General features: G+C 65.1%; 14 protein-coding genes, 1 tRNA gene, 1 rRNA gene and 1 pseudogene. 5 read left to right on the top strand and 12 right to left on the bottom strand.

From position 1 onward, the window contains the following. Positions 1-7: 7 nt before the first annotated feature. The 4 genes from ACW17X_RS13185 to cpdR form a co-directional block, all read right to left on the bottom strand. Positions 8-1,468 (bottom strand): 16S ribosomal RNA (locus ACW17X_RS13185). 725 nt (positions 1,469-2,193) lie between these two features. After that, the gene (locus tag ACW17X_RS13180; RefSeq protein WP_492098033.1) at positions 2,194-2,523 is read right to left on the bottom strand and encodes a hypothetical protein; all 330 of its coding nucleotides are present in this window, start codon (positions 2,521-2,523) and stop codon (positions 2,194-2,196) included. 205 nt (positions 2,524-2,728) lie between these two features. Continuing rightward, positions 2,729-2,803 (bottom strand) — tRNA-Val (locus ACW17X_RS13175). A 146-nt stretch (positions 2,804-2,949) separates the two neighbouring features. Further along, positions 2,950-3,306, bottom strand: a complete 357-nt coding sequence (gene cpdR, locus ACW17X_RS13170; protein ID WP_054764657.1) for a cell cycle two-component system response regulator CpdR — start codon at positions 3,304-3,306, stop codon at positions 2,950-2,952. A 115-nt stretch (positions 3,307-3,421) separates the two neighbouring features. On the opposite strand from cpdR, the gene ACW17X_RS13165 reads away from it, so the two are divergent. After that, positions 3,422-4,246: an N-formylglutamate amidohydrolase gene (locus ACW17X_RS13165; protein ID WP_492098031.1), complete on the top strand. Its 825-nt coding sequence runs from the start codon at positions 3,422-3,424 to the stop codon at positions 4,244-4,246. A gap of 250 nt (positions 4,247-4,496) precedes the next feature. On the opposite strand, the gene ACW17X_RS13160 is transcribed toward ACW17X_RS13165, so the two are convergent. Beyond that, positions 4,497-5,180, bottom strand: a complete 684-nt coding sequence (locus ACW17X_RS13160; RefSeq protein ID WP_492098029.1) for a DUF599 domain-containing protein — start codon at positions 5,178-5,180, stop codon at positions 4,497-4,499. A gap of 124 nt (positions 5,181-5,304) precedes the next feature. Between ACW17X_RS13160 and ppa the strand changes: the two genes are divergently transcribed. Then, positions 5,305-5,853 (top strand): inorganic diphosphatase, encoded by a 549-nt coding sequence (gene ppa, locus ACW17X_RS13155; protein ID WP_492088737.1) that lies wholly within the window; start codon positions 5,305-5,307, stop codon positions 5,851-5,853. A gap of 70 nt (positions 5,854-5,923) precedes the next feature. Here ppa and arsH read toward each other — a convergent pair. From arsH to ACW17X_RS13140, 3 genes and pseudogenes are all read right to left on the bottom strand, one after another. Further along, a pseudogene (gene arsH, locus ACW17X_RS13150) lies at positions 5,924-6,666 on the bottom strand (arsenical resistance protein ArsH). After that, positions 6,663-7,088, bottom strand: coding sequence for an arsenate reductase (glutaredoxin) (gene arsC, locus ACW17X_RS13145; RefSeq protein ID WP_492098027.1), 426 nt, complete (start codon positions 7,086-7,088; stop codon positions 6,663-6,665). Before arsC ends, arsH begins: the two are co-directional and overlap by 4 nt. Positions 7,089-7,095: 7 nt before the next feature. Next, positions 7,096-7,431: an ArsR/SmtB family transcription factor gene (locus ACW17X_RS13140; protein WP_492098025.1), complete on the bottom strand. Its 336-nt coding sequence runs from the start codon at positions 7,429-7,431 to the stop codon at positions 7,096-7,098. Positions 7,432-7,510: 79 nt separating this feature from the next. Here ACW17X_RS13140 and ACW17X_RS13135 point away from each other — a divergent pair, with 79 nt between their 5' ends. Then, positions 7,511-8,794, top strand: coding sequence for an arsenic transporter (locus tag ACW17X_RS13135; protein ID WP_492098024.1), 1,284 nt, complete (start codon positions 7,511-7,513; stop codon positions 8,792-8,794). Between the two features lie 289 nt (positions 8,795-9,083). On the opposite strand, the gene ACW17X_RS13130 is transcribed toward ACW17X_RS13135, so the two are convergent. Beyond that, complete coding sequence (locus ACW17X_RS13130; protein ID WP_492098022.1) at positions 9,084-10,685, bottom strand: ATP-binding protein; 1,602 nt, start codon at positions 10,683-10,685, stop codon at positions 9,084-9,086. A gap of 464 nt (positions 10,686-11,149) precedes the next feature. Here ACW17X_RS13130 and hslU point away from each other — a divergent pair, with 464 nt between their 5' ends. Continuing rightward, positions 11,150-12,451 carry an ATP-dependent protease ATPase subunit HslU gene (gene hslU, locus ACW17X_RS13125; RefSeq protein WP_492098020.1) on the top strand — a complete coding sequence of 434 codons (1,302 nt, stop codon included), beginning with the start codon at positions 11,150-11,152 and terminating at the stop codon, positions 12,449-12,451. On the opposite strand, the gene ACW17X_RS13120 is transcribed toward hslU, so the two are convergent. After that, positions 12,441-13,772 (bottom strand): YihY/virulence factor BrkB family protein, encoded by a 1,332-nt coding sequence (locus tag ACW17X_RS13120; RefSeq protein WP_492098018.1) that lies wholly within the window; start codon positions 13,770-13,772, stop codon positions 12,441-12,443. The genes hslU and ACW17X_RS13120 overlap by 11 nt on opposite strands. Positions 13,773-13,781: 9 nt before the next feature. On the opposite strand from ACW17X_RS13120, the gene prmC reads away from it, so the two are divergent. Next, a complete protein-coding gene (gene prmC / locus ACW17X_RS13115) occupies positions 13,782-14,696 on the top strand; it encodes a peptide chain release factor N(5)-glutamine methyltransferase (protein WP_492098016.1) in 915 nt (304 codons plus the stop codon). A gap of 356 nt (positions 14,697-15,052) precedes the next feature. Here prmC and ACW17X_RS13110 read toward each other — a convergent pair whose 3' ends face one another. Further along, positions 15,053-15,427, bottom strand: coding sequence for a GIY-YIG nuclease family protein (locus tag ACW17X_RS13110; protein WP_492098014.1), 375 nt, complete (start codon positions 15,425-15,427; stop codon positions 15,053-15,055). Between the two features lie 242 nt (positions 15,428-15,669). Next, positions 15,670-18,258: an ATP-dependent chaperone ClpB gene (gene clpB, locus ACW17X_RS13105; protein ID WP_492098012.1), complete on the bottom strand. Its 2,589-nt coding sequence runs from the start codon at positions 18,256-18,258 to the stop codon at positions 15,670-15,672. Between the last annotated feature and the right edge of the window lie 40 nt (positions 18,259-18,298).

The following is an 18,298-nucleotide window of genomic DNA, read 5'->3' as shown; positions in this document are numbered from 1 at the left end:
TCCTTAGAAAGGAGGTGATCCAGCCGCAGGTTCCCCTACGGCTACCTTGTTACGACTTCACCCCAGTCGCTGACCCTACCGTGGTCGCCTGCCCCCTTGCGGTCAGCGCAGCGCCTTCGGGTAGAACCAACTCCCATGGTGTGACGGGCGGTGTGTACAAGGCCCGGGAACGTATTCACCGCGGCATGCTGATCCGCGATTACTAGCGATTCCAACTTCATGCCCTCGAGTTGCAGAGGACAATCCGAACTGAGACGACTTTTAAGGATTAACCCTCTGTAGTCGCCATTGTAGCACGTGTGTAGCCCACCCTGTAAGGGCCATGAGGACTTGACGTCATCCCCACCTTCCTCCGGCTTAGCACCGGCAGTCCCATTAGAGTTCCCAACTAAATGATGGCAACTAATGGCGAGGGTTGCGCTCGTTGCGGGACTTAACCCAACATCTCACGACACGAGCTGACGACAGCCATGCAGCACCTGTGTCCTAGTCCCCGAAGGGAAAGCCAGATCTCTCTGGCGGTCCAGGCATGTCAAAAGGTGGTAAGGTTCTGCGCGTTGCTTCGAATTAAACCACATGCTCCACCGCTTGTGCGGGCCCCCGTCAATTCCTTTGAGTTTTAATCTTGCGACCGTACTCCCCAGGCGGATTGCTTAATGCGTTAGCTGCGTCACCGAAATGCATGCATCCCGACAACTAGCAATCATCGTTTACGGCGTGGACTACCAGGGTATCTAATCCTGTTTGCTCCCCACGCTTTCGAGCCTCAGCGTCAGTAATGAGCCAGTATGTCGCCTTCGCCACTGGTGTTCTTCCGAATATCTACGAATTTCACCTCTACACTCGGAGTTCCACATACCTCTCTCATACTCAAGACACCCAGTATCAAAGGCAATTCCGAGGTTGAGCCCCGGGATTTCACCCCTGACTTAAATGTCCGCCTACGCTCCCTTTACGCCCAGTAATTCCGAGCAACGCTAGCCCCCTTCGTATTACCGCGGCTGCTGGCACGAAGTTAGCCGGGGCTTCTTCTGTAGGTACCGTCATTATCGTCCCTACTGAAAGAATTTTACAATCCTAAGACCTTCATCATTCACGCGGCATGGCTGCGTCAGGCTTTCGCCCATTGCGCAAGATTCCCCACTGCTGCCTCCCGTAGGAGTTTGGGCCGTGTCTCAGTCCCAATGTGGCTGATCATCCTCTCAGACCAGCTACTGATCGTCGCCTTGGTGAGCCTTTACCTCACCAACTAGCTAATCAGACGCGGGCCGCTCTAAAGGCGATAAATCTTTCCCCCGAAGGGCACATTCGGTATTAGCACAAGTTTCCCTGAGTTATTCCGAACCTAAAGGCACGTTCCCACGTGTTACTCACCCGTCCGCCACTAACTCCGAAGAGTTCGTTCGACTTGCATGTGTTAGGCCTGCCGCCAGCGTTCGCTCTGAGCCAGGATCAAACTCTCAGGTTGAGTTGACTTCTGACCTAAGCTTGAAGACCACCGAAGTGATCTTGGCATTAGTTCTACGTATTTTATTGACGAGTTCCCACGTCATCGATCCGAAGACCGACGCATGGTATCTTTTCAAAAAGACCGCAGATAGTCAGTGTCGTATGATAGCCTCTAGGACTATCGCTAGAACACCGCCGCCTGCGTTTCTCTTTCCATATCAACAATGTCAAAGACCTAAACCGCCTCAGCGGCCCGACTTGTTTAGCGCCGTGTCGTCGGCGGAGGCGGCGATTTAGAGAACCGCGAACCTCGTGTCAACCGCTCTTTTCAGAGATTTTGCAGACCCAAGACCGAAGCCTCAAAACCACAAAAAACCACCGGAGGAAAACGCAGAGGCTTTCCTCTTAACCGTTCGGCGATTCGATTGGAGCGCGGAACCTATTGAAACCAACCCAGGAAAGCAAGAAGTTTCTCAACTCTTTCTTCCCCTCAAAACCTCCGAAACCGAAGCTCCGAAGCCCTCAGGGCCGGCCCGTTTCCGAGCGAGGCGGTCCTATACGGGGGAGACTTTTAACCCGCAACCAGATTCTGAACCTTTGTGAAAGATTCTCGAAAACCGCCGATGGATGACCTGCGGCAGCCGGGCTCCTAGGCCGGATTACAGCCCGCCCAGACGGGGATATTCGATATTCAGTTGGAAGACGGGCCGTCGCAGATCGTTAGGCCTGCGAAATGCGGGGTCGCTACTGCCAAGGGTATTCAGCCCTGACCCGGACTCTGGCGCGTCGTATCGGCGGGAACGACTGCACGAAGAGCGCGAAGACGACACATCCCAGCAGGATGAATAGATAATAGGGATGGTCGTCGAGATCGCTGACGAAGACGGCCACCATCGTAAAGATGAAGGGCATGCCGGGGATCGTCGTCAGCAATCCATCGCTGAACCTCTCGCGTCGCGTCCTGCGTGAGCGATGGCCGCCGACGCCGGTCGCAAGAGCCAGCGACATGAAGGCGAAGATCATCATGCCGGCGAGGGCGATCACGACGATCAGCAGGATATCCGGCAGCGACATCGCATACCCCCAGCGGCATCTGCGGAAATCCTAGCCTTGTCGTCGGAATTTGCCAACGCGAGATCCATCCAAGCGTCGGACAGGGCGATACATCCACCGTACCCGCGCGCGGGACCTAAACCGTTCAAGGACCGGGGCTCGTAGCCGACGTGCGTTTCGACCGCCGCAGAGCGATCTGTCCAACGCAGAGTGTCTTGGGAAGAGATGGTGGACGCGACAGGGATTGAACCTGTGACCCCCTCGATGTCAACGAGGTGCTCTCCCGCTGAGCTACGCATCCGCCGTAGGGCTCCGAAAAATCACTCCGGAGCGGGAAGAGCGGTCGTATAGCGGCACGCCCGGACGGCATCAAGCCGATTTCACGGCGAGAATACGATTTTTGGCCGAACGCCGTTAAGCCCGCCGTTCAGCCGCCTAATCCCCACGTCAGGCGGCGACCATCCGCTCGACCTCATTGACCAGGTCGCGCAGGTGAACCGGCTTGGACAGGACCTTGGCCTGGGGCGAGGCCTGGGCGGCGGTCAGGGCGACGGCGGCGAAGCCGGTGATGAACATGATGCGCAGGCCCGGCTGACGGGCGGCGGCGACCCGGGCCACCTCGATCCCGTCGGCGCCAGGCATGACGATGTCGGTGAGCAGCAGATCGTAGGGGCCGTGTTCAAGCGCGTCGATGGCGTCGTCGCCATTCTCGCAGTCGATCACCTGATGCCCCGCCCGCTCCAGCGCCCGGGTCAGGAAACCGCGAAGCGAACTGTCGTCTTCGGCCAAAAGTATGCGCGCCATTCGAGAAGTGCCTGTTCTAATCCGGGCCGCAGCCTAGGCCGCCAAGCGTAAACCGGCGATGAAATTCCGGGCTCTACCGCCTTCCTTCCACAACGAAACGCGCTATGCGGGACCTATGAGTACGGACGGGGCCAGTTTCGCGATCAGCCTGCCGCCCCAGGGGGCGCCGGAGACGGCCCTGGTCTTCGCCTCCCCCCACTCGGGCCAGACCTATCCCGAGGACATGGGCGCTGTCGCCGGCCTGGCCCGATCCAGCCTGAAGAGCGCCGACGACGCCCTGGTCGGAACCCTGGTCCAGGCCGGTCCCCAGAATGGCGCGCCCTTGATCGAGGCGCAGATCGGCCGGGCCTATCTGGATCTGAACCGCGACCCCGCAGAACTGGATCCCGACCTGATCGACGAGGTCGAGGGACCGGTCGGGGCCAAGACCCGGGCCGGGTATGGCCTGATCCCGCGCCTGACCGGCGACGGTCTGCCGCTTTACGACCGCCGCCTGTCGCGGGCGGAGGCCGAGGCGCGGATTCGCACGGCCCACACCCCCTATCATGACGCCCTCGCGGAGCTGATGGCCCGAACGCACGACCGCTGCGGCCGGGCGGTGCTGATCGACTGGCATTCAATGCCGTCGCGGGCGGTGGGCGCCGAGGTGGTGCTGGGCGATCGGCATGGGACGTCGTGCCGGACGCGGCTGACGCGCCGGCTGCGCGATCTGTTCGAGGGACTGGGCTGGCGGGTGGCGCTGAACCATCCCTATGCCGGCGGCTGGTCCACCCAGGTCTGGGGCCGTCCGGAGGACGGCTATGAGGCGATCCAGATCGAACTGAGCCGCAGCCTCTATCTGAACGAAGCGAACCAGACGCCGAACGCCGCCCACGGCGCGACGGCCAAGGCCCTGAACCGCGTCATCGCCGCCCTGTGCGCCGAAGCCTGGGCTGACTGATCAACGACAAGTCAAAAAAAAGCCGCGCCCGGAGGCGCGGCATATAAAGTCTATAGGGAGGAAACGCCCAGGAAGGGCAAGACGCCCGGAGGCGTCGAAGGTCAATCTAGGTTGCGATGCACAATCGGTCAAGCGCCGACAGCGGTTTTGGGGTCACGGGTTGTTACGCAATTGCGGCGCCTTCCGCCGCAATTCGCCGCTTTGGCGACGTCGCGGACCGTCCGACCCTACCGCAAACGCAAAATAACCGTCATTCACCCAACAGGCGACGCGCCGTGCGGATCGCGCGGGCGGCCGGAGAGGCCTCCTGGCGATAGATCAACAGGCCGAAGGACGAGGCCACGCCCAGGGCCAGCCACAGCGGCCCGAACAGCCAGGCGGCCGCCGCCAGGGCGAAATAATAGCCGCGCACCCCCTGGCTGAACGAACTCAGCGCCGGGTTCAGCAGTTCGGCCGCGGCCTCGCCGAAGGCCTTGCGGTCGGTCTTGTGGTGCAGTTCGGGGGCCGAGCCAATGAGGGCCAGGGTGTAGTTCATCTGGCGCAGGGCCCATATGAAATCCAGGAAGCCGCGCGCCAGGCAGATCAGCACCAGGGCCAGCTTGGCCTCCAGGATCTTGATCGGCACATTGTCCGCCCCAACCGCGGCGAAGCCTTCCAACTTGCTCTCGCCGCCGAACAGTATCCCCCCCACCGCCGCGATCAGCAGCAAATTGGTCGAGGCGAAGAAGGAGGCCGAGTTGATCGAATGGCCCATCAGCTGGCTGTCGACCAGGCGGATTTCCCGGTGGGTCATCGACGACATCCACACCCGGCGGACATGGGCCATGTCTGCGTTCAGCGAACCGCCGTGGCGGCCAATGATCTTCAGGATCGGCGCATAGCCGAGCCAGCAGATAAAGAAGAGCGCCAGCGCGGCCCAATCAATCCAGGTCATGGCGCGAAATGAACCCAGTCCGGGGCGGGGCGCAAGGGCGTCGACTCACGTCGTGCTTGCCCCGACCGCGCGCGCGGCCTATCACCCATCGCCCAATATTCGCAGTCGCAGCAAAAGACCCGCCATGAACCTCGACGCCATTCCGGTCGGCCCGAACGCCCCCTGGGACATCAACGTCATCATCGAGATCCCCCAAGGGGGCCTGCCGGTGAAGTATGAGATGGACAAGGCCTCGGGCGCCCTGTTCGTCGACCGCTTCCTGCACACCGCCATGTACTATCCCGGCAACTACGGCTTCATCCCGCACACCCTGTCGGATGACGGCGATCCCTGCGACGTCATCGTGCTGAACCCGACGCCGGTCGTGCCGGGCTGCGTCATCCGCTCGCGCCCCATCGGCGTGCTGAAGATGGTGGACGAGGCCGGCGGCGACGAGAAGATCCTGGCCGTGCCGGTCGACAAGCTGAACCCCTATTACACCGAGATCGCCAGCTATCGTCAGCTGCCGGCCATCCTGATCGAGCAGATCGAACACTTCTTCACCCGCTACAAGGATCTGGAAAAGGGCAAGTCGGTCACGGTCAAGGGCTGGGGCGACGCCGGCGAGGCCGCCGAGTTGATCGAGATCGGCATGAAGGCCCATCAGGACAAGCTGGCCGCCAAGAAGGCCTGATCCAAGGCGACATCGCCGACCCCATCAAGGCGTCCTCCGGTCCGGGGACGCCTTTTTGCTGGGCGGGATGTCAGGGGCGTGCGGCGACGGCGGACAGGTCGGTCGAGGCATCGAGCGGAATCCCGGCCGCCTTGCGTTCGGAATACCGGTCCACCAACTGAGCGGCGTGCGGGCGGGTCAGCATCGTGAACCGCACCAGCTCCTCCATCACATCGACGATACGGTCGTAATAGGCCGACGGCTTCATCCGGTCGTTGTCGTCGAACTCCATGAAGGCTTTGGCGACGCTGGACTGGTTGGGGATGGTGATCATCCGCATCCACCGACCGAGCAGACGCAGGGTATTCACCGCGTTGAAGCTCTGCGAGCCGCCCGACACCTGCATCACCGCCAGGGTGCGGCCCTGGGTCGGGCGCATACCGCCCATGTTCAGCGGCAGGTGGTCGATCTGCAGCTTCATGATCCCGAGATCTGGCCGTGCCGTTCCGGGCTGCACCAGACCATGGCTTCGGACCACATGGCGTGTTCGCGCAGCTCGTGGACGGCGGGGTGGTCGTCGCCCGCGACCTGATCGGTCAGGGGCAGGTCGGACGGATCGAAGATGCGGGTCTCGCACCCCATCCGCCGCAGCAGCCGCGCCGCCTCCTCCACGCACAGCCGCGAGAACGACCGTTCGCGCAGCGAGCCGTACAACAGCAGCACGCGCGGCGCCGGCTCATCCGGCCCCAGCCCCGCCGCCGGCGCGGCTTTAAAATAGGCCGGGTCGAGCGCCGGCAGATGGTCCGGGTCGGGCAGGAGGCGAAGGCGGCTCATACAGCCACCCGGCGGCCGTCGGCGTCGATCACCACCTCGCCGTCCTCCTTGACGAAGGGCTTCAGCCCCTCCTCGGGCAGCAGGTCCAGCACCGCCTCGGACGGCCGGCACAGTTTCACGCCGCGCGGCGACACGACAATGGGCCGGTTCATCAGGATCGGATGGGTCTCGATCGCATCCAGCAGCTGGTCGTCTGACAGGCCGGGATCGCCCAGACCCAACTCGGCATAGGGCGTGCCCTTCTCGCGCAGGATGTCGCGCACCGATCCGCCCATCCGTTCGACCATCTGCGCCACCAGGGCCCGGCTGGGCGGGGTCTTCAGGTATTCGACGACATGGGGCTCGATCCCGACATGGCGGATCAGGGCCAGGGTGTTGCGCGACGTCCCGCAGGCGGGATTGTGATAGATGACGACGTCCATGGGGGCCTCAGTCGCAGCAGGGGGCCAGTTCGGCCAGCAGGGGTTGGCAAAGTTCAGCGCGGCCCTGGCAACAGTCCTTCAGCAGGAACAGCACCAGGTCGCGCAGCCGATCCAGGTCGGCGCGATAGACGATCGACCGGCTGTGTCTTTGCGACCGGATCAGCCCCGCCCGCGACAGCACGCCCAGATGGGCCGACATCGTATTGGCCGGCACCGCCAGCCGATCCGCCACCGCCCCGGCGGCCAGACCGTCCGGCTCGCTCCGAACCAGCAGCCGAAAGGCGTCCAGCCGCGTGGACTGGGCCAGGGCCGCAAGCGCGAGGATGGCGGGTTCGGATTCCATTATTCCAAGATACTGGAAATATAACCCGGCGCAAGCTACAGGATCGCGGCGGACGCCGGTCCGCGCCACGGACGCCCCCATGATCGTCGCCTTTCTGATCTTCGCCGTCACCATCGTCCTGGTGCTGTGGCAGCCCAGGGGATTGCAGATCGGCTGGAGCGCCCTGGGCGGGGCGGCGGCAGCCCTGCTGCTGGGGGTGGTGGCCCTGAACGACATCCCCCTGGTCTGGGGCATTGTCTGGAATGCGACGGCGGCCTTCATCGCCATCATCGTCATCAGCCTGCTGCTGGACGAGGCCGGATTCTTTGAATGGGCGGCGCTTCATATCGGTCGCTGGGGCGGCGGTCATGGACGGCGGCTGTTCGTGCTTGTGGTCCTGCTGGGCGCAGCCGTCTCGGCCCTGTTCGCCAATGACGGGGCGGCCCTGATCCTGACGCCCATCGTCATCGCCATGCTGCTGGCGCTCGGCTACGGCCCAAAGGCGACCCTGGCCTTCGTCATGGCGGCGGGCTTCATCGCCGACACGGCCAGCCTGCCGCTGGTGGTGTCCAACCTGGTCAATATCGTCTCGGCCGACTTCTTCGACATCGGTTTTGATCGCTATGCGGCGGTCATGGTCCCGGTCAACCTGGCCGCCGTCGCCGCCACCCTGGTCGTCCTGTTCGCGGTCTTCGGGCGCGACATCCCCAGAGCCTATGAGGTCGAACGCCTGGCGGCGCCCGACACGGCGATCAAGGACCGCGCGACCTTCATCGCCGGCTGGCTGGTGCTGGCCCTGCTGCTGGTCGGCTTCTTCGTTCTGGAGCCCCGAGGCGTCCCCGTCTCCGCCATCGCCGCCGCCGGCGCCGTCGTGCTGCTGATCGTCGCCGGGCGCGGGTCGAAGATCAGCACGACCAAGGTCCTGCGCGAGGCGCCGTGGCAGGTCGTGATCTTCTCGCTGGGCATGTATCTGGTGGTCTATGGACTGGGGAACGCCGGCCTGACGCGCCATCTGGCCCAGCTGATGGACGGGTTTGCTGAAGGCGGAGTCTGGGGCGCGACCTTCGGAACCGGTTTCCTGACCGCCGTCCTGTCGTCCATCGCCAACAACCTGCCCACGGTCCTGATCGCGGCCCTGTCCATCGACGCCTCGTCGGCGACAGGCCCGGTGCGCGAGGCCATGATCTACGCCAATGTCATCGGCAGCGACCTGGGCCCCAAGATGACCCCCATCGGCTCGCTGGCCACCCTGTTATGGCTGCACGTCCTGGCCCGAAAGGGCGTCCGCATCGGCTGGGTCTACTACATCAAGATCGGCCTGATCCTGACCCTCCCCGTCCTCGCCGTCACCCTGACCGCCCTGGCCCTGCGGCTGACGGTGTAGGCGGCAACAGCAGCCGGCGACGCCCGGCCCCCCGCCCGTCTCCTCCCACCTCTGGGGGAGGTGGCGCGGCGCTCCTTCAGCGCCGTGACGGAGGGGGTGCGTCCGCGAGGCCGGCGCCTGTGCGCTTTTGAATCACGGGTTTCTGAGATCAGAAGGGCCTGCGTCCAGGGCCCCGCAGGCCAACATCTCCTCGCCAGGGAAGTCGTTGCGGACGCCGTGTAGTCGCAACATCTATACGAGCGCCTCCCTCATCCCGGCGTCATCGCCAATCACGAAACGGAATGACTTCTCACGCGGCTGCCTCGCACTCTCGCGACAAGCAGAAGGTGAACGCCGCTCCACCTAAGTCGCTACACGTGACGTCAAGAGATCCCCCGTGGCGTTCGACAATGGTTCGCGTAACGGATAGGCCGAGCCCCATCCCAGACGTCTTCGTTGTCATGAGCGGTCTGAAGATGGTCTCGATCTGATCAGGCGCCACGCCGGGACCATTGTCAGTGACGCTGAGCTCAAAGATCGTGTCGGAGATCGCTCTCCCCACCAGCCGGATTTTGCCATCGGACCGTCCAGTCAAGGCTTCGGCGGCGTTCCGCACCAAGTTGATCACCGCCTGCTGGAACTGGATACGTTCAGCGCGGACGTGATCATTGGCCTCATCGATGATGATCTCCAGAGCGACGCCGGCGTCGCTCTGAATTAAGGAGAGGATCCCATTCAGATCGCCCACCATTTCTGAGACACGCTCGACCTGAAGGTCGCGACTGTCATGGGAAAGCAATTCCCGCATGCGGCGTATGATCGATCCTGCGCGCAAGAGCTGTGCCTTCGCAAGATCGAGGGTTTGGCTCGCGCTTGCGCTGATAGGGTCGGCTCTCTGAAGGACACGTTGGCTAGCGTGGATGTAAGTGGTGGCGGCCCCTAACGGCTGGTTCAGCTCGTGCGAGAGAGTCGCAGCCATCTCTCCGAGGGAGTTCAAACGCCAAACCTGGTTGAGCTGAGATTTAAGCTCCCTAGACCGCGCCTCTGCACGCTCAATATTCCGGGCCTGCGCCCTGCGAGCGGAGATATCTCTGATGTTGGCGTGTATTCGAGGCCCTCCGGATTCATGGGACACAGACATCCAAAGTTCGATGTCGAGATCAGAGCCGTCTCGCCGCTTTGCCGGCAGTTCAATTCGACGCCCCAAGCGCGCCGCCCCGCTCTCCTGCCACCGCAGCATTCCCTGCCGATGCGCTTCCTGCTGCTCCGGAGGAACGATGATCGTCACATTAGCGCCGAGCGCCTCCTCTGCGGGGAAGCCAAACAGGCGTTCTGCGCCCACCGACCAACCCACAATCCGGCCTGCGACGTCGCAATCAATGAGGGCGTCTGCAGAAGCGGCCAACGCCTGACGCATCGCTGCGGTGCGGTGACGTTCGGTGAGTTCGGCTTCGCACGCTTCCGCCAGGAGTTTCAATCTGGAGACCAGACGTGGGTCATAGGTTCTCGGTCGGGGATCAAGCACGCTGAGCGTGCCCATGGTTTGGCCGTTTACCGTCAACGGAACCCCAGCGTAGAAGCGGATGTAGGGCTCCCCCGTCACGTAGCGACTATTGCGAAACTGTGGGTCCGCCAACGCATCGGGCACCCACGACACGCTTGTTGGGTTCAACACCGCGTGTCTGCAAAAACTATCGGCGGGAGCTATGAAATCACTGTCGAACCCAGCCCCGCCCACGACATAGATGCATGAGCGTTCGACGAGGCTTATCAACCCCACGACGGATTCGGAGATGTTGGCGGCTAGCGCGGCAAGAACCTGCAGGCTTGGATCACGTTGGCCTGGGACGAGTCCGAGGGACTGAAGCATCGCCAGACGCTGGCTCTCCGCTGTCAAACTCTCCGCCTCCATCAGGTGATCGTGGCACAGGTGAAGCCTGTTTGCACAGCCCGTCGGCGGCCTGAACGTCTGCTCTGCGGCGAGGACCCAGGTTCCGGTGTTGGCGCATACGCGACATTGGTGAAGAGCCTTAGGCTGCCGCCAATCCCCAGCTCCGCGTCGGACGCTCGAGATCACAGCCCCTTCCCATCTCAATTCCGCAACCAAACCCCCGCCTTTTCAACCCCCTGCCCTCCGCAACCGCCCCTCAACCTATCACGCCCCAAAACCGTGTCATCATGTCCGCGGTCTTTGACAACTGAACCCCCTCGCCCATCCCGTCCCGACCCGCTCGGCCGGCACGCCTCGCCCGTCCACGAAGATTGTACGAAAATAGACTCCATTTTTTTGCAGTGGATTGAGTCTATTCTCGCCCTGGAACGGCCCGTCGGCCCCGCCCCCTCCCGCTCGGGCTTTCGGCGCCCTATCTGCAGTCCATGACTGACCTCTCCCCCCGCGAAATCGTCTCCGAACTGGATCGCTATATCGTCGGCCAGGACGACGCCAAGCGCGCCGTGGCCGTGGCCCTGCGCAACCGCTGGCGTCGCAAGCGCGTGCCCGAGGATCTGCGTGACGAGGTGACGCCCAAGAATATCCTGATGATCGGCCCCACCGGCGTCGGCAAGACCGAGATCGCCCGGCGGCTGGCGCGGCTGGCCGGTTCGCCCTTCCTAAAGGTCGAGGCGACCAAGTTCACCGAGGTCGGCTATGTCGGCCGCGACGTCGATCAGATCATGCGCGACCTGGTCGAGAGCGCCCTGGTCATGGTGCGCGACCGCCGCCGCGGCGAGGTGCGGGCGCGGGCCGAGGGCGCGGCCGAGGACCGGATCCTGGACGCCCTGGTCGGTCCCGGCGCCGGGCCGGCGACGCGCGACAGCTTCCGCAAGAAGCTGCGGGCCGGGGAGCTGGACGACAAGGAGATCGAGATCGCCCTGGCCGACACCGCCTCGCCGATCCAGGGGCTGGACATCCCCGGCGGCGGGGCCGTGGGCCTGCTGAACCTGTCGGAGATGCTGGGCAAGATGGGCGGCGGCCGCACCAAGACGGTCAAGCTGACCGTCCGCGACGCCACCGCCCCCCTGATCGCCGAAGAGGGCGACAAGCTGCTGGATCAGGACAGCCTGACCAAGGAGGCGCTGATCCTGGCCGAGAACGAGGGCATCGTCTTCCTGGACGAGATCGACAAGGTGGCCGCGCGCCAGGGCGCGTCGGGCGCCGACGTCTCCCGCGAGGGGGTCCAGCGCGACCTGCTGCCCCTGATCGAGGGGACCACCGTCTCGACCAAATACGGGCCGGTGAAGACGGACCACGTCCTGTTCATCGCCTCGGGCGCCTTCCACGTCGCCAAGCCGTCGGACCTGTTGCCCGAGCTTCAGGGGCGGCTGCCGATCCGGGTCGAGCTGAAGGCCCTGACGCGCGACGACTTCAAGCGGATCCTGACCGAGCCCGAGGCCAATCTGATCCGTCAGAACCAGGCCCTGCTGGCGACCGAGGACGTGACCCTGACCTTTACCGATGACGCGGTCGAGGCTCTGGCCGACGCGGCGGTGGCGGCCAACTCGGCCGTCGAGAACATCGGCGCACGGCGGCTCCAGACCGTGCTGGAGCGGGTGCTGGAGGAGACCAGTTTCAAGGCCTCGGACCTGGCGGGCCAGACCGTGGCCTTCGACGGGGCGGCGGTGCGCGACAAGCTGAGCCTGTTGACCAAGGACGTGGATCTGAGCCGGTTCATTCTCTAGAGACGGCCTCGCCTTCCCGGCGGTTCCGGCGGCGCATCAGCCGGTCGGCGACCGCCTCGGCGTGGCGCTGGGTGAAGGCCAGAGCGGCGGGGTTGCCGCGCTTGGCGCCGATGCTGTCGGCGACCTTGGCGCCCCGTTCGCCTATGGGCTGGGACTTGCCGGTGGTGGTGTCTATCGCCGTCTGATGCTCGATCTCGGCGTTCAGCTCGGCCCCCATCAGGATCACCTGCACCGAAAGCCAGGTCCACAGCAGGAAGCCCATCATGGCCGCCAGCGGGCCATAGGAGTCGGTGCGGACGAAGTTGGTCAGGTACCAGCTGAAGACGAAGGAGACCGTCAGACTGACCACGGCCGCGAAGATGGCCCCCGGGGTCAGCCAGCGCCAGCGCGCCTTCTGCCGGCACGGCCCGAAGCGGTAGATCAGGGTCAGGGCCGTCACATAGCCGACCAGCAGCAGGGGCCAACGGAACAGGGCCATCAGGCCCCACTCCTCCTCCAGGCCGAACAGACGCACCACCACCGGCACGCCCACCACCAGCAACGAGCTCACCAGCACGGCCGCTATGGCCCCGACGGTGAAGCCCATGCACAGCAGGTTGTAGCGGACGATGTTGCGGCGCTCGACCTCGTGATAGGCGATGTTCAGCCCGTAGAAGAGCACCTTGACCGCCCCATTGGCCGTCCACAGCGACAGGGCCAGGGTCCAGATCAGGGTGAAGGTCAGCTGGCCGTTCGAGTTCGCGGCCAGCCGCTCCATCTCCCCGCCCAGGAAGGCGGCGATGCTGCTGGGCATGACGCCGTACAGGAACTGCAGCCGGCTCCAGGCGTCGGCCGGGTCCGAGAACAGGCCGTACAGGGTCACGAACGTCCCCAGCAGCGGGAACAGGGACAGCAGGGTGAAGAAGGTCACGCCCCCGGCCACGAACCCGACCCGGTCGCCGAAGTAGGAGCCCCCCGTGCGCCACAGGATGTCGGTCCAGCCCTTGTGCGGGATGTGTTCCGGCCGGGCGGCGAGGCGGCCGCGACCCGGCTCCTTCGTTTCGTAGTCCTCCGGCGTCGGGGGCTTGGGCGGCAGGGGTTCGGGGCGTTCGGGCCGCAGCTCCAGCCCGACCTTGTGGCCCTGGGTGTAGAGCAGATGGGCCGCGCCGGCGCCGGCGCTCAGCCCGCCCAGGACCGCCGCAACGAACTTCCACAGCGGGCGGCGGGGGGGAGGCGTGGAAGACTTGAACCTGGACATCAGCAGGCGAACGGCGCAGCGGCTGCGACGTTCCCGCCCGGCGCGCAACCGGCCGTGCTTGAAATCCCGGCCGCGAAGGGCCAATCACCCGAAATGACCACCGAGCCTCTCTCCCCCAAGCCGAACGACGGCGCCGCGACCCTGCTGACCGTGTGGAAGGCCGCCCAGGCCCGCCTGAAGGGCGGCCGCATCGACAGCCCGGCCATCGACGCCCGCCTGCTGCTGGAAGCCGCCGCCGGCGCCAGCCGTATGGACATTCTCACCGATCCCTACCGGATCGTCACGCCCGAGCAACAGGCCGAGTACGAGGCCATGGTCGAACGCCGCCTGCGCCGTGAGCCCGTCTCGCGGATCGTCGGCAAGAAGGGCTTCTGGAAGATCATGCTGAACGTCACCCCCGACGTCCTCAGCCCCCGCCCCGACACCGAGACCATCCTCGACATCGCCCTGCTGGCCTTCGCCAAGACCCAGGCCTTCAGCATCGCCGACCTGGGCACAGGCTCGGGCGCCATCCTGCTGGCCCTGCTGGCCGAGCGGCCGGCGGCCCAGGGCGTCGGCACCGACATCTCGACCGAGGCCCTGGCCGTGGCCAAGGAGAACGCCGCCAACCTGGACCTGAACGAACGCGCCGCCTTCCTGAGGACCGAATGGGCGGCCGGCTTCGGCGACGCAAGCTTCGATCTGGTGGTGTCCAACCCCCCCTATATCCCCACCGACCACATCCCGACCCTGGACCCCGAGGTCCGCGACCACGACCCGCACCTGGCCCTGGACGGCGGCCCCGATGGCTTGCAGGCCTATCGCGACCTGGCGCCCGAGGTGAAACGGATCCTCAAGCCCGGCGGCGTCTTCGCCGTCGAGATCGGCTGGGACCAGGGGCCCCAGGTCAAGGCCCTGTTCGAGGCCCAGGGCTTTGCCGACGTCAAGGTGATCAAGGACCTGGGCGAACGCGACCGCGTCGTCACCAACGGCCCGGACCCGAGGACCAACCCGATCCCGCAGGAGTGAGGGCGGGGGCCGGACCGGCGCCCTGAAAACAGCGGCTGGAGCGTCGCATCTGGTCTGCATGGCGGGTGCGCCTGTCGTAAAAACAGGGTGACAAAGCGCCAAAGCGCCAAATCCGATCTGCATTCCGTCTGAACATGCGCCATGCCGCCCCCTGGTCCTGAACCTTCGCGGGCGACAGGATGGCACGGTTTTCGGGGGTGATTAGGAGAAGGCGGTTCAGAGGGGTCAAGGCCTTGATAAGGCGGAGGTTCGCGTCTCGAATTGTGCGCGTTCGACCGCAGAGGCGGACCTTCCCCCGCTTGCGGGGGAAGCAGCAGGCCGTGGCGCGCAGCGACACGCCTGACGCATCCCGCCCGTCACCCTCCGGGTCGCGTCACGGAACCCGGGAAACCCTCATCCTCGATGGGCGGCGTCCAGTTCGGGTCATTGACGGGATACCAGCCCTCGGCCAGATCGCGCCAATCGGGGTTGGCGGCCTCGATCAACTGCAGCTTCCAGTCCCGCAGCCATTTCTTGAGCCGTTTCTCGCGGCGAATGGCCTCCACCACCCAGACGTGCTGTTCGAACCAGACCAGCCGGGTGCAGCCATAGGCCTTGCCGAAGCCGTCGAAGACGCCGGTCCGATGCTTCCACACCCGCGCCTCCAGGTTCGCCGTCATGCCGACATAGAGCGTCCCGTTGCGCCCGCTGGCCATGATATAGGTGGCGATGAAGGTGCGCTGGGTCGGCATTTGCACAACCTAGACGACGCATCGCCTTTCGTCATCCCCACGCCCCGCTCTCTTTCGTCATCCTCCGGCGAGCGCAGCGAGACCGGGGGACCCAGCGGCGCGCGAGAGCGCGAACCTGTCGCGGACGAGGTGTTCCCGCAGCGTGCGGCGGATGGATTTCGCCTGACGGCGCCGCTGGGTCCCCCGGTCTGCGCCGCGAAGACGCGGCTTGCCGGAGGATGACGAAAGGAGGGGACGGAGGCTCAATGCACCCGCGCCTTCCCGATCTCCAACCCGCCCTCGCCGGCCGTCACCGCAATCACCCCGCCGTCCTCGATCTCGCCGGCCAGAAGTTTCCGCGCAATCGGGTCCACTAGTTCCTTCTGGATCACCCGCTTCAGCGGCCGCGCGCCATAGGCCGGGTCGTAGCCGCGGTCGGCCAGCCAGGCCAGGGCCGCGTCGTCGAGCGACAGGTTCAACCGGCGGTCGGCCAGCAGTTTTTCGAACCGTGACAACTGGATCCGCACGATGCCGCCCATCTGTTCGCGGCCCAGGCGGTGGAACAGGATGATCTCGTCGATCCGGTTCAGGAACTCCGGCCGGAAGTGGGCGCGGACGGCGTCCATGACATAGGGGCGGACGGCTTCCACATCGTCGCCCTCGCCCTGTTCGGCCAGATACTGGCTGCCCAGGTTGGAGGTCATGATGATCAGGGTGTTGCGGAAGTCGATGGTGCGGCCCTGGCCGTCAGTCAGGCGGCCGTCGTCCAGCACCTGCAGCAGGACGTTGAAGACGTCGGGGTGGGCCTTTTCGACCTCGTCGAACAGGACGACCTGATAGGGGCGGCGACGCACGGCCTCGGTCAGGGCGCCGCCATCGTCATAGCCGACATAGCCGGGAGGGGCGCCGATCAGGCGGGAGACGCTGTGTTTCTCCATATATTCGGACATGTCGAGCCGGGTGATGGCGGCCTCGTCGTCGAACAGGAACTCGGCCAGGGCCTTGGTCAGTTCGGTCTTGCCGACGCCGGTCGGGCCCAGGAACAGGAAGCTGCCGAGCGGCCGGTTCGGGTCGTTCAGGCCGGCGCGGGCGCGACGCACCGCATCGGAGACGGCGGCCAGGGCCTCGTCCTGACCGACGACGCGGCCGCCCAGGGCCTCTTCCATCTTCAGCAGTTTTTCGCGCTCGCCCTCCAGCATCTTGTCGACGGGGACGCCGGTCCAGCGGCTGACGACGGCGGCGATCTGTTCGGCGTCGACGACCTCGGGGGTCAGGGGGCCTTTTCCGGAGGTCTCATTGGCCTCGGCCTCGGCCAGTTGTTTTTCAATCTGGGGGATCTGGCCGTAGGCGATTTCGGACGCGCGACCGAGGTCGCCGGCGCGTTGGGCGTTGGTCAGTTCCAGGCGCAGGCGGTCCAGGGTTTCACGCAGTTGCGCGCCCTGGCCGACCTTGTCCTTTTCGGCCTTCCACTGGGTGGTCAGATCGTCGGACTGGCCTTCCAGATCGGCGATCTCGTCCTCCAGCTTTTCCAGCCGGTGCAGGGAGGCCTGGTCGGTCTCCTTCTTCAGGGCCTCGCGTTCGATCTTCAGCTGGACCAGGCGGCGGTCGATCTCGTCCAGGGCCTCGGGCTTGGAATCCACGGCCATGCGGACGCGGCTGGCGGCCTCGTCGATCAGGTCGATGGCCTTGTCCGGCAGGAAGCGGTCGGTGATGTAGCGGTTCGACAGGGTCGCGGCGGCGACGATGGCGCTGTCCGAGATGCGGACCCCGTGGTGGACCTCGTACTTCTCCTTCAGGCCGCGCAGGATGGAGACCGTGTCCTCGACCGTCGGTTCGGCGACGAAGACCGGCTGGAAGCGGCGGGCCAGGGCTGCGTCTTTTTCGACGTGTTTGCGGTATTCATCGAGCGTGGTGGCGCCGACGCAGTGGAGTTCGCCGCGCGCCAGGGCGGGCTTCAGCAGGTTGGAGGCGTCCATGGCGCCGTCGCCCTTTCCGGCGCCGACCAGGGTGTGCATCTCGTCGATGAACAGGACGATGCCGCCCTCGGCCGCCGAGACCTCGTTCAGGACGGCCTTCAGCCGCTCCTCGAACTCGCCGCGGTATTTGGCGCCGGCGATCAGGGAGCCCATGTCGAGCGCCATGACAGTCTTGTCGCGCAGGCTCTCGGGCACGTCGCCGTTGACGATGCGCAGGGCCAGGCCCTCGACGATGGCGGTCTTGCCCACGCCGGGTTCGCCGATCAGGACGGGGTTGTTCTTGGTGCGCCTAGCCAAGACCTGGATGGTGCGGCGGATCTCTTCGTCGCGGCCGATGACCGGGTCGATCTTGCCGTCGCGGGCGGCCAGGGTCAGGTCGCGGGCGTAGCGTTTCAGGGCGTCATAGCCGTCTTCGGCGCCGGCGCTGTCGGCGGTCTTGCCCTTGCGGACCTCGGCGATGGCGGCGTCCAGCTTTTCGGCGTTGGCGCCCGAGGCCTTCAGCACCTCGGCGGCGACCCCGCCCTCGCGCGCCAGGGCGGCCAGCAGGCGTTCGGTGGTGACGAAGGCGTCGCCGGCGGTCTTGGAGGCCTCCTCGGCGGCGGCGAAGACGCGGGCGGTGTCGCCGTCCAGATAGAGCTGGCCCGAGCCGCCGGTGACCTGGGCGCGCTTCTTCAGCGCGGTCTCGACATCAGCCTCGGCGCGTTTGGCGTCGCCGCCGGCGGCGGTGATCAGATTGCGCGCCAGACCGTCGCGTTCTTCCAGCAGGATTTTCAGCAGGTGTTCGGGGGCGAACTGCTGATGGCGACGGGCCAAGGCCAGCGACTGGGCCGACTGGACGGCCTGTTTGGCGCGGTCGGAATAGAGATCGAGATTCATAGTCGTGTCCCCTCGTGAGGCGGAAATGGTCCGACACGCC

Source organism: Brevundimonas sp. FV1ye4L, assembly GCF_058681255.1.
Note: the sequence above shows the minus strand (reverse complement) of the source record. Positions and strands in the feature narration are given on the sequence as shown.

Bases quoted from the DNA above. Each gene is read 5' to 3' on its own strand.
- clpB (WP_492098012.1), bottom strand. From the start codon at position 18,258: ATGAATCTCGATCTCTATTCCGACCGCGCCAAACAGGCCGTCCAGTCG.
- ACW17X_RS13165 (WP_492098031.1), top strand. From the start codon at position 3,422: ATGAGTACGGACGGGGCCAGTTTCGCGATCAGCCTGCCGCCCCAGGGG.
- hslU (WP_492098020.1), top strand. From the start codon at position 11,150: ATGACTGACCTCTCCCCCCGCGAAATCGTCTCCGAACTGGATCGCTAT.
- ACW17X_RS13140 (WP_492098025.1), bottom strand. From the start codon at position 7,431: ATGGAATCCGAACCCGCCATCCTCGCGCTTGCGGCCCTGGCCCAGTCC.
- arsC (WP_492098027.1), bottom strand. From the start codon at position 7,088: ATGGACGTCGTCATCTATCACAATCCCGCCTGCGGGACGTCGCGCAAC.
- prmC (WP_492098016.1), top strand. From the start codon at position 13,782: ATGACCACCGAGCCTCTCTCCCCCAAGCCGAACGACGGCGCCGCGACC.
- ACW17X_RS13180 (WP_492098033.1), bottom strand. From the start codon at position 2,523: ATGTCGCTGCCGGATATCCTGCTGATCGTCGTGATCGCCCTCGCCGGC.
- cpdR (WP_054764657.1), bottom strand. From the start codon at position 3,306: ATGGCGCGCATACTTTTGGCCGAAGACGACAGTTCGCTTCGCGGTTTC.
- ACW17X_RS13110 (WP_492098014.1), bottom strand. From the start codon at position 15,427: ATGCCGACCCAGCGCACCTTCATCGCCACCTATATCATGGCCAGCGGG.
- ACW17X_RS13135 (WP_492098024.1), top strand. From the start codon at position 7,511: ATGATCGTCGCCTTTCTGATCTTCGCCGTCACCATCGTCCTGGTGCTG.
- ppa (WP_492088737.1), top strand. From the start codon at position 5,305: ATGAACCTCGACGCCATTCCGGTCGGCCCGAACGCCCCCTGGGACATC.
- ACW17X_RS13130 (WP_492098022.1), bottom strand. From the start codon at position 10,685: ATGGAGGCGGAGAGTTTGACAGCGGAGAGCCAGCGTCTGGCGATGCTT.
- ACW17X_RS13160 (WP_492098029.1), bottom strand. From the start codon at position 5,180: ATGACCTGGATTGATTGGGCCGCGCTGGCGCTCTTCTTTATCTGCTGG.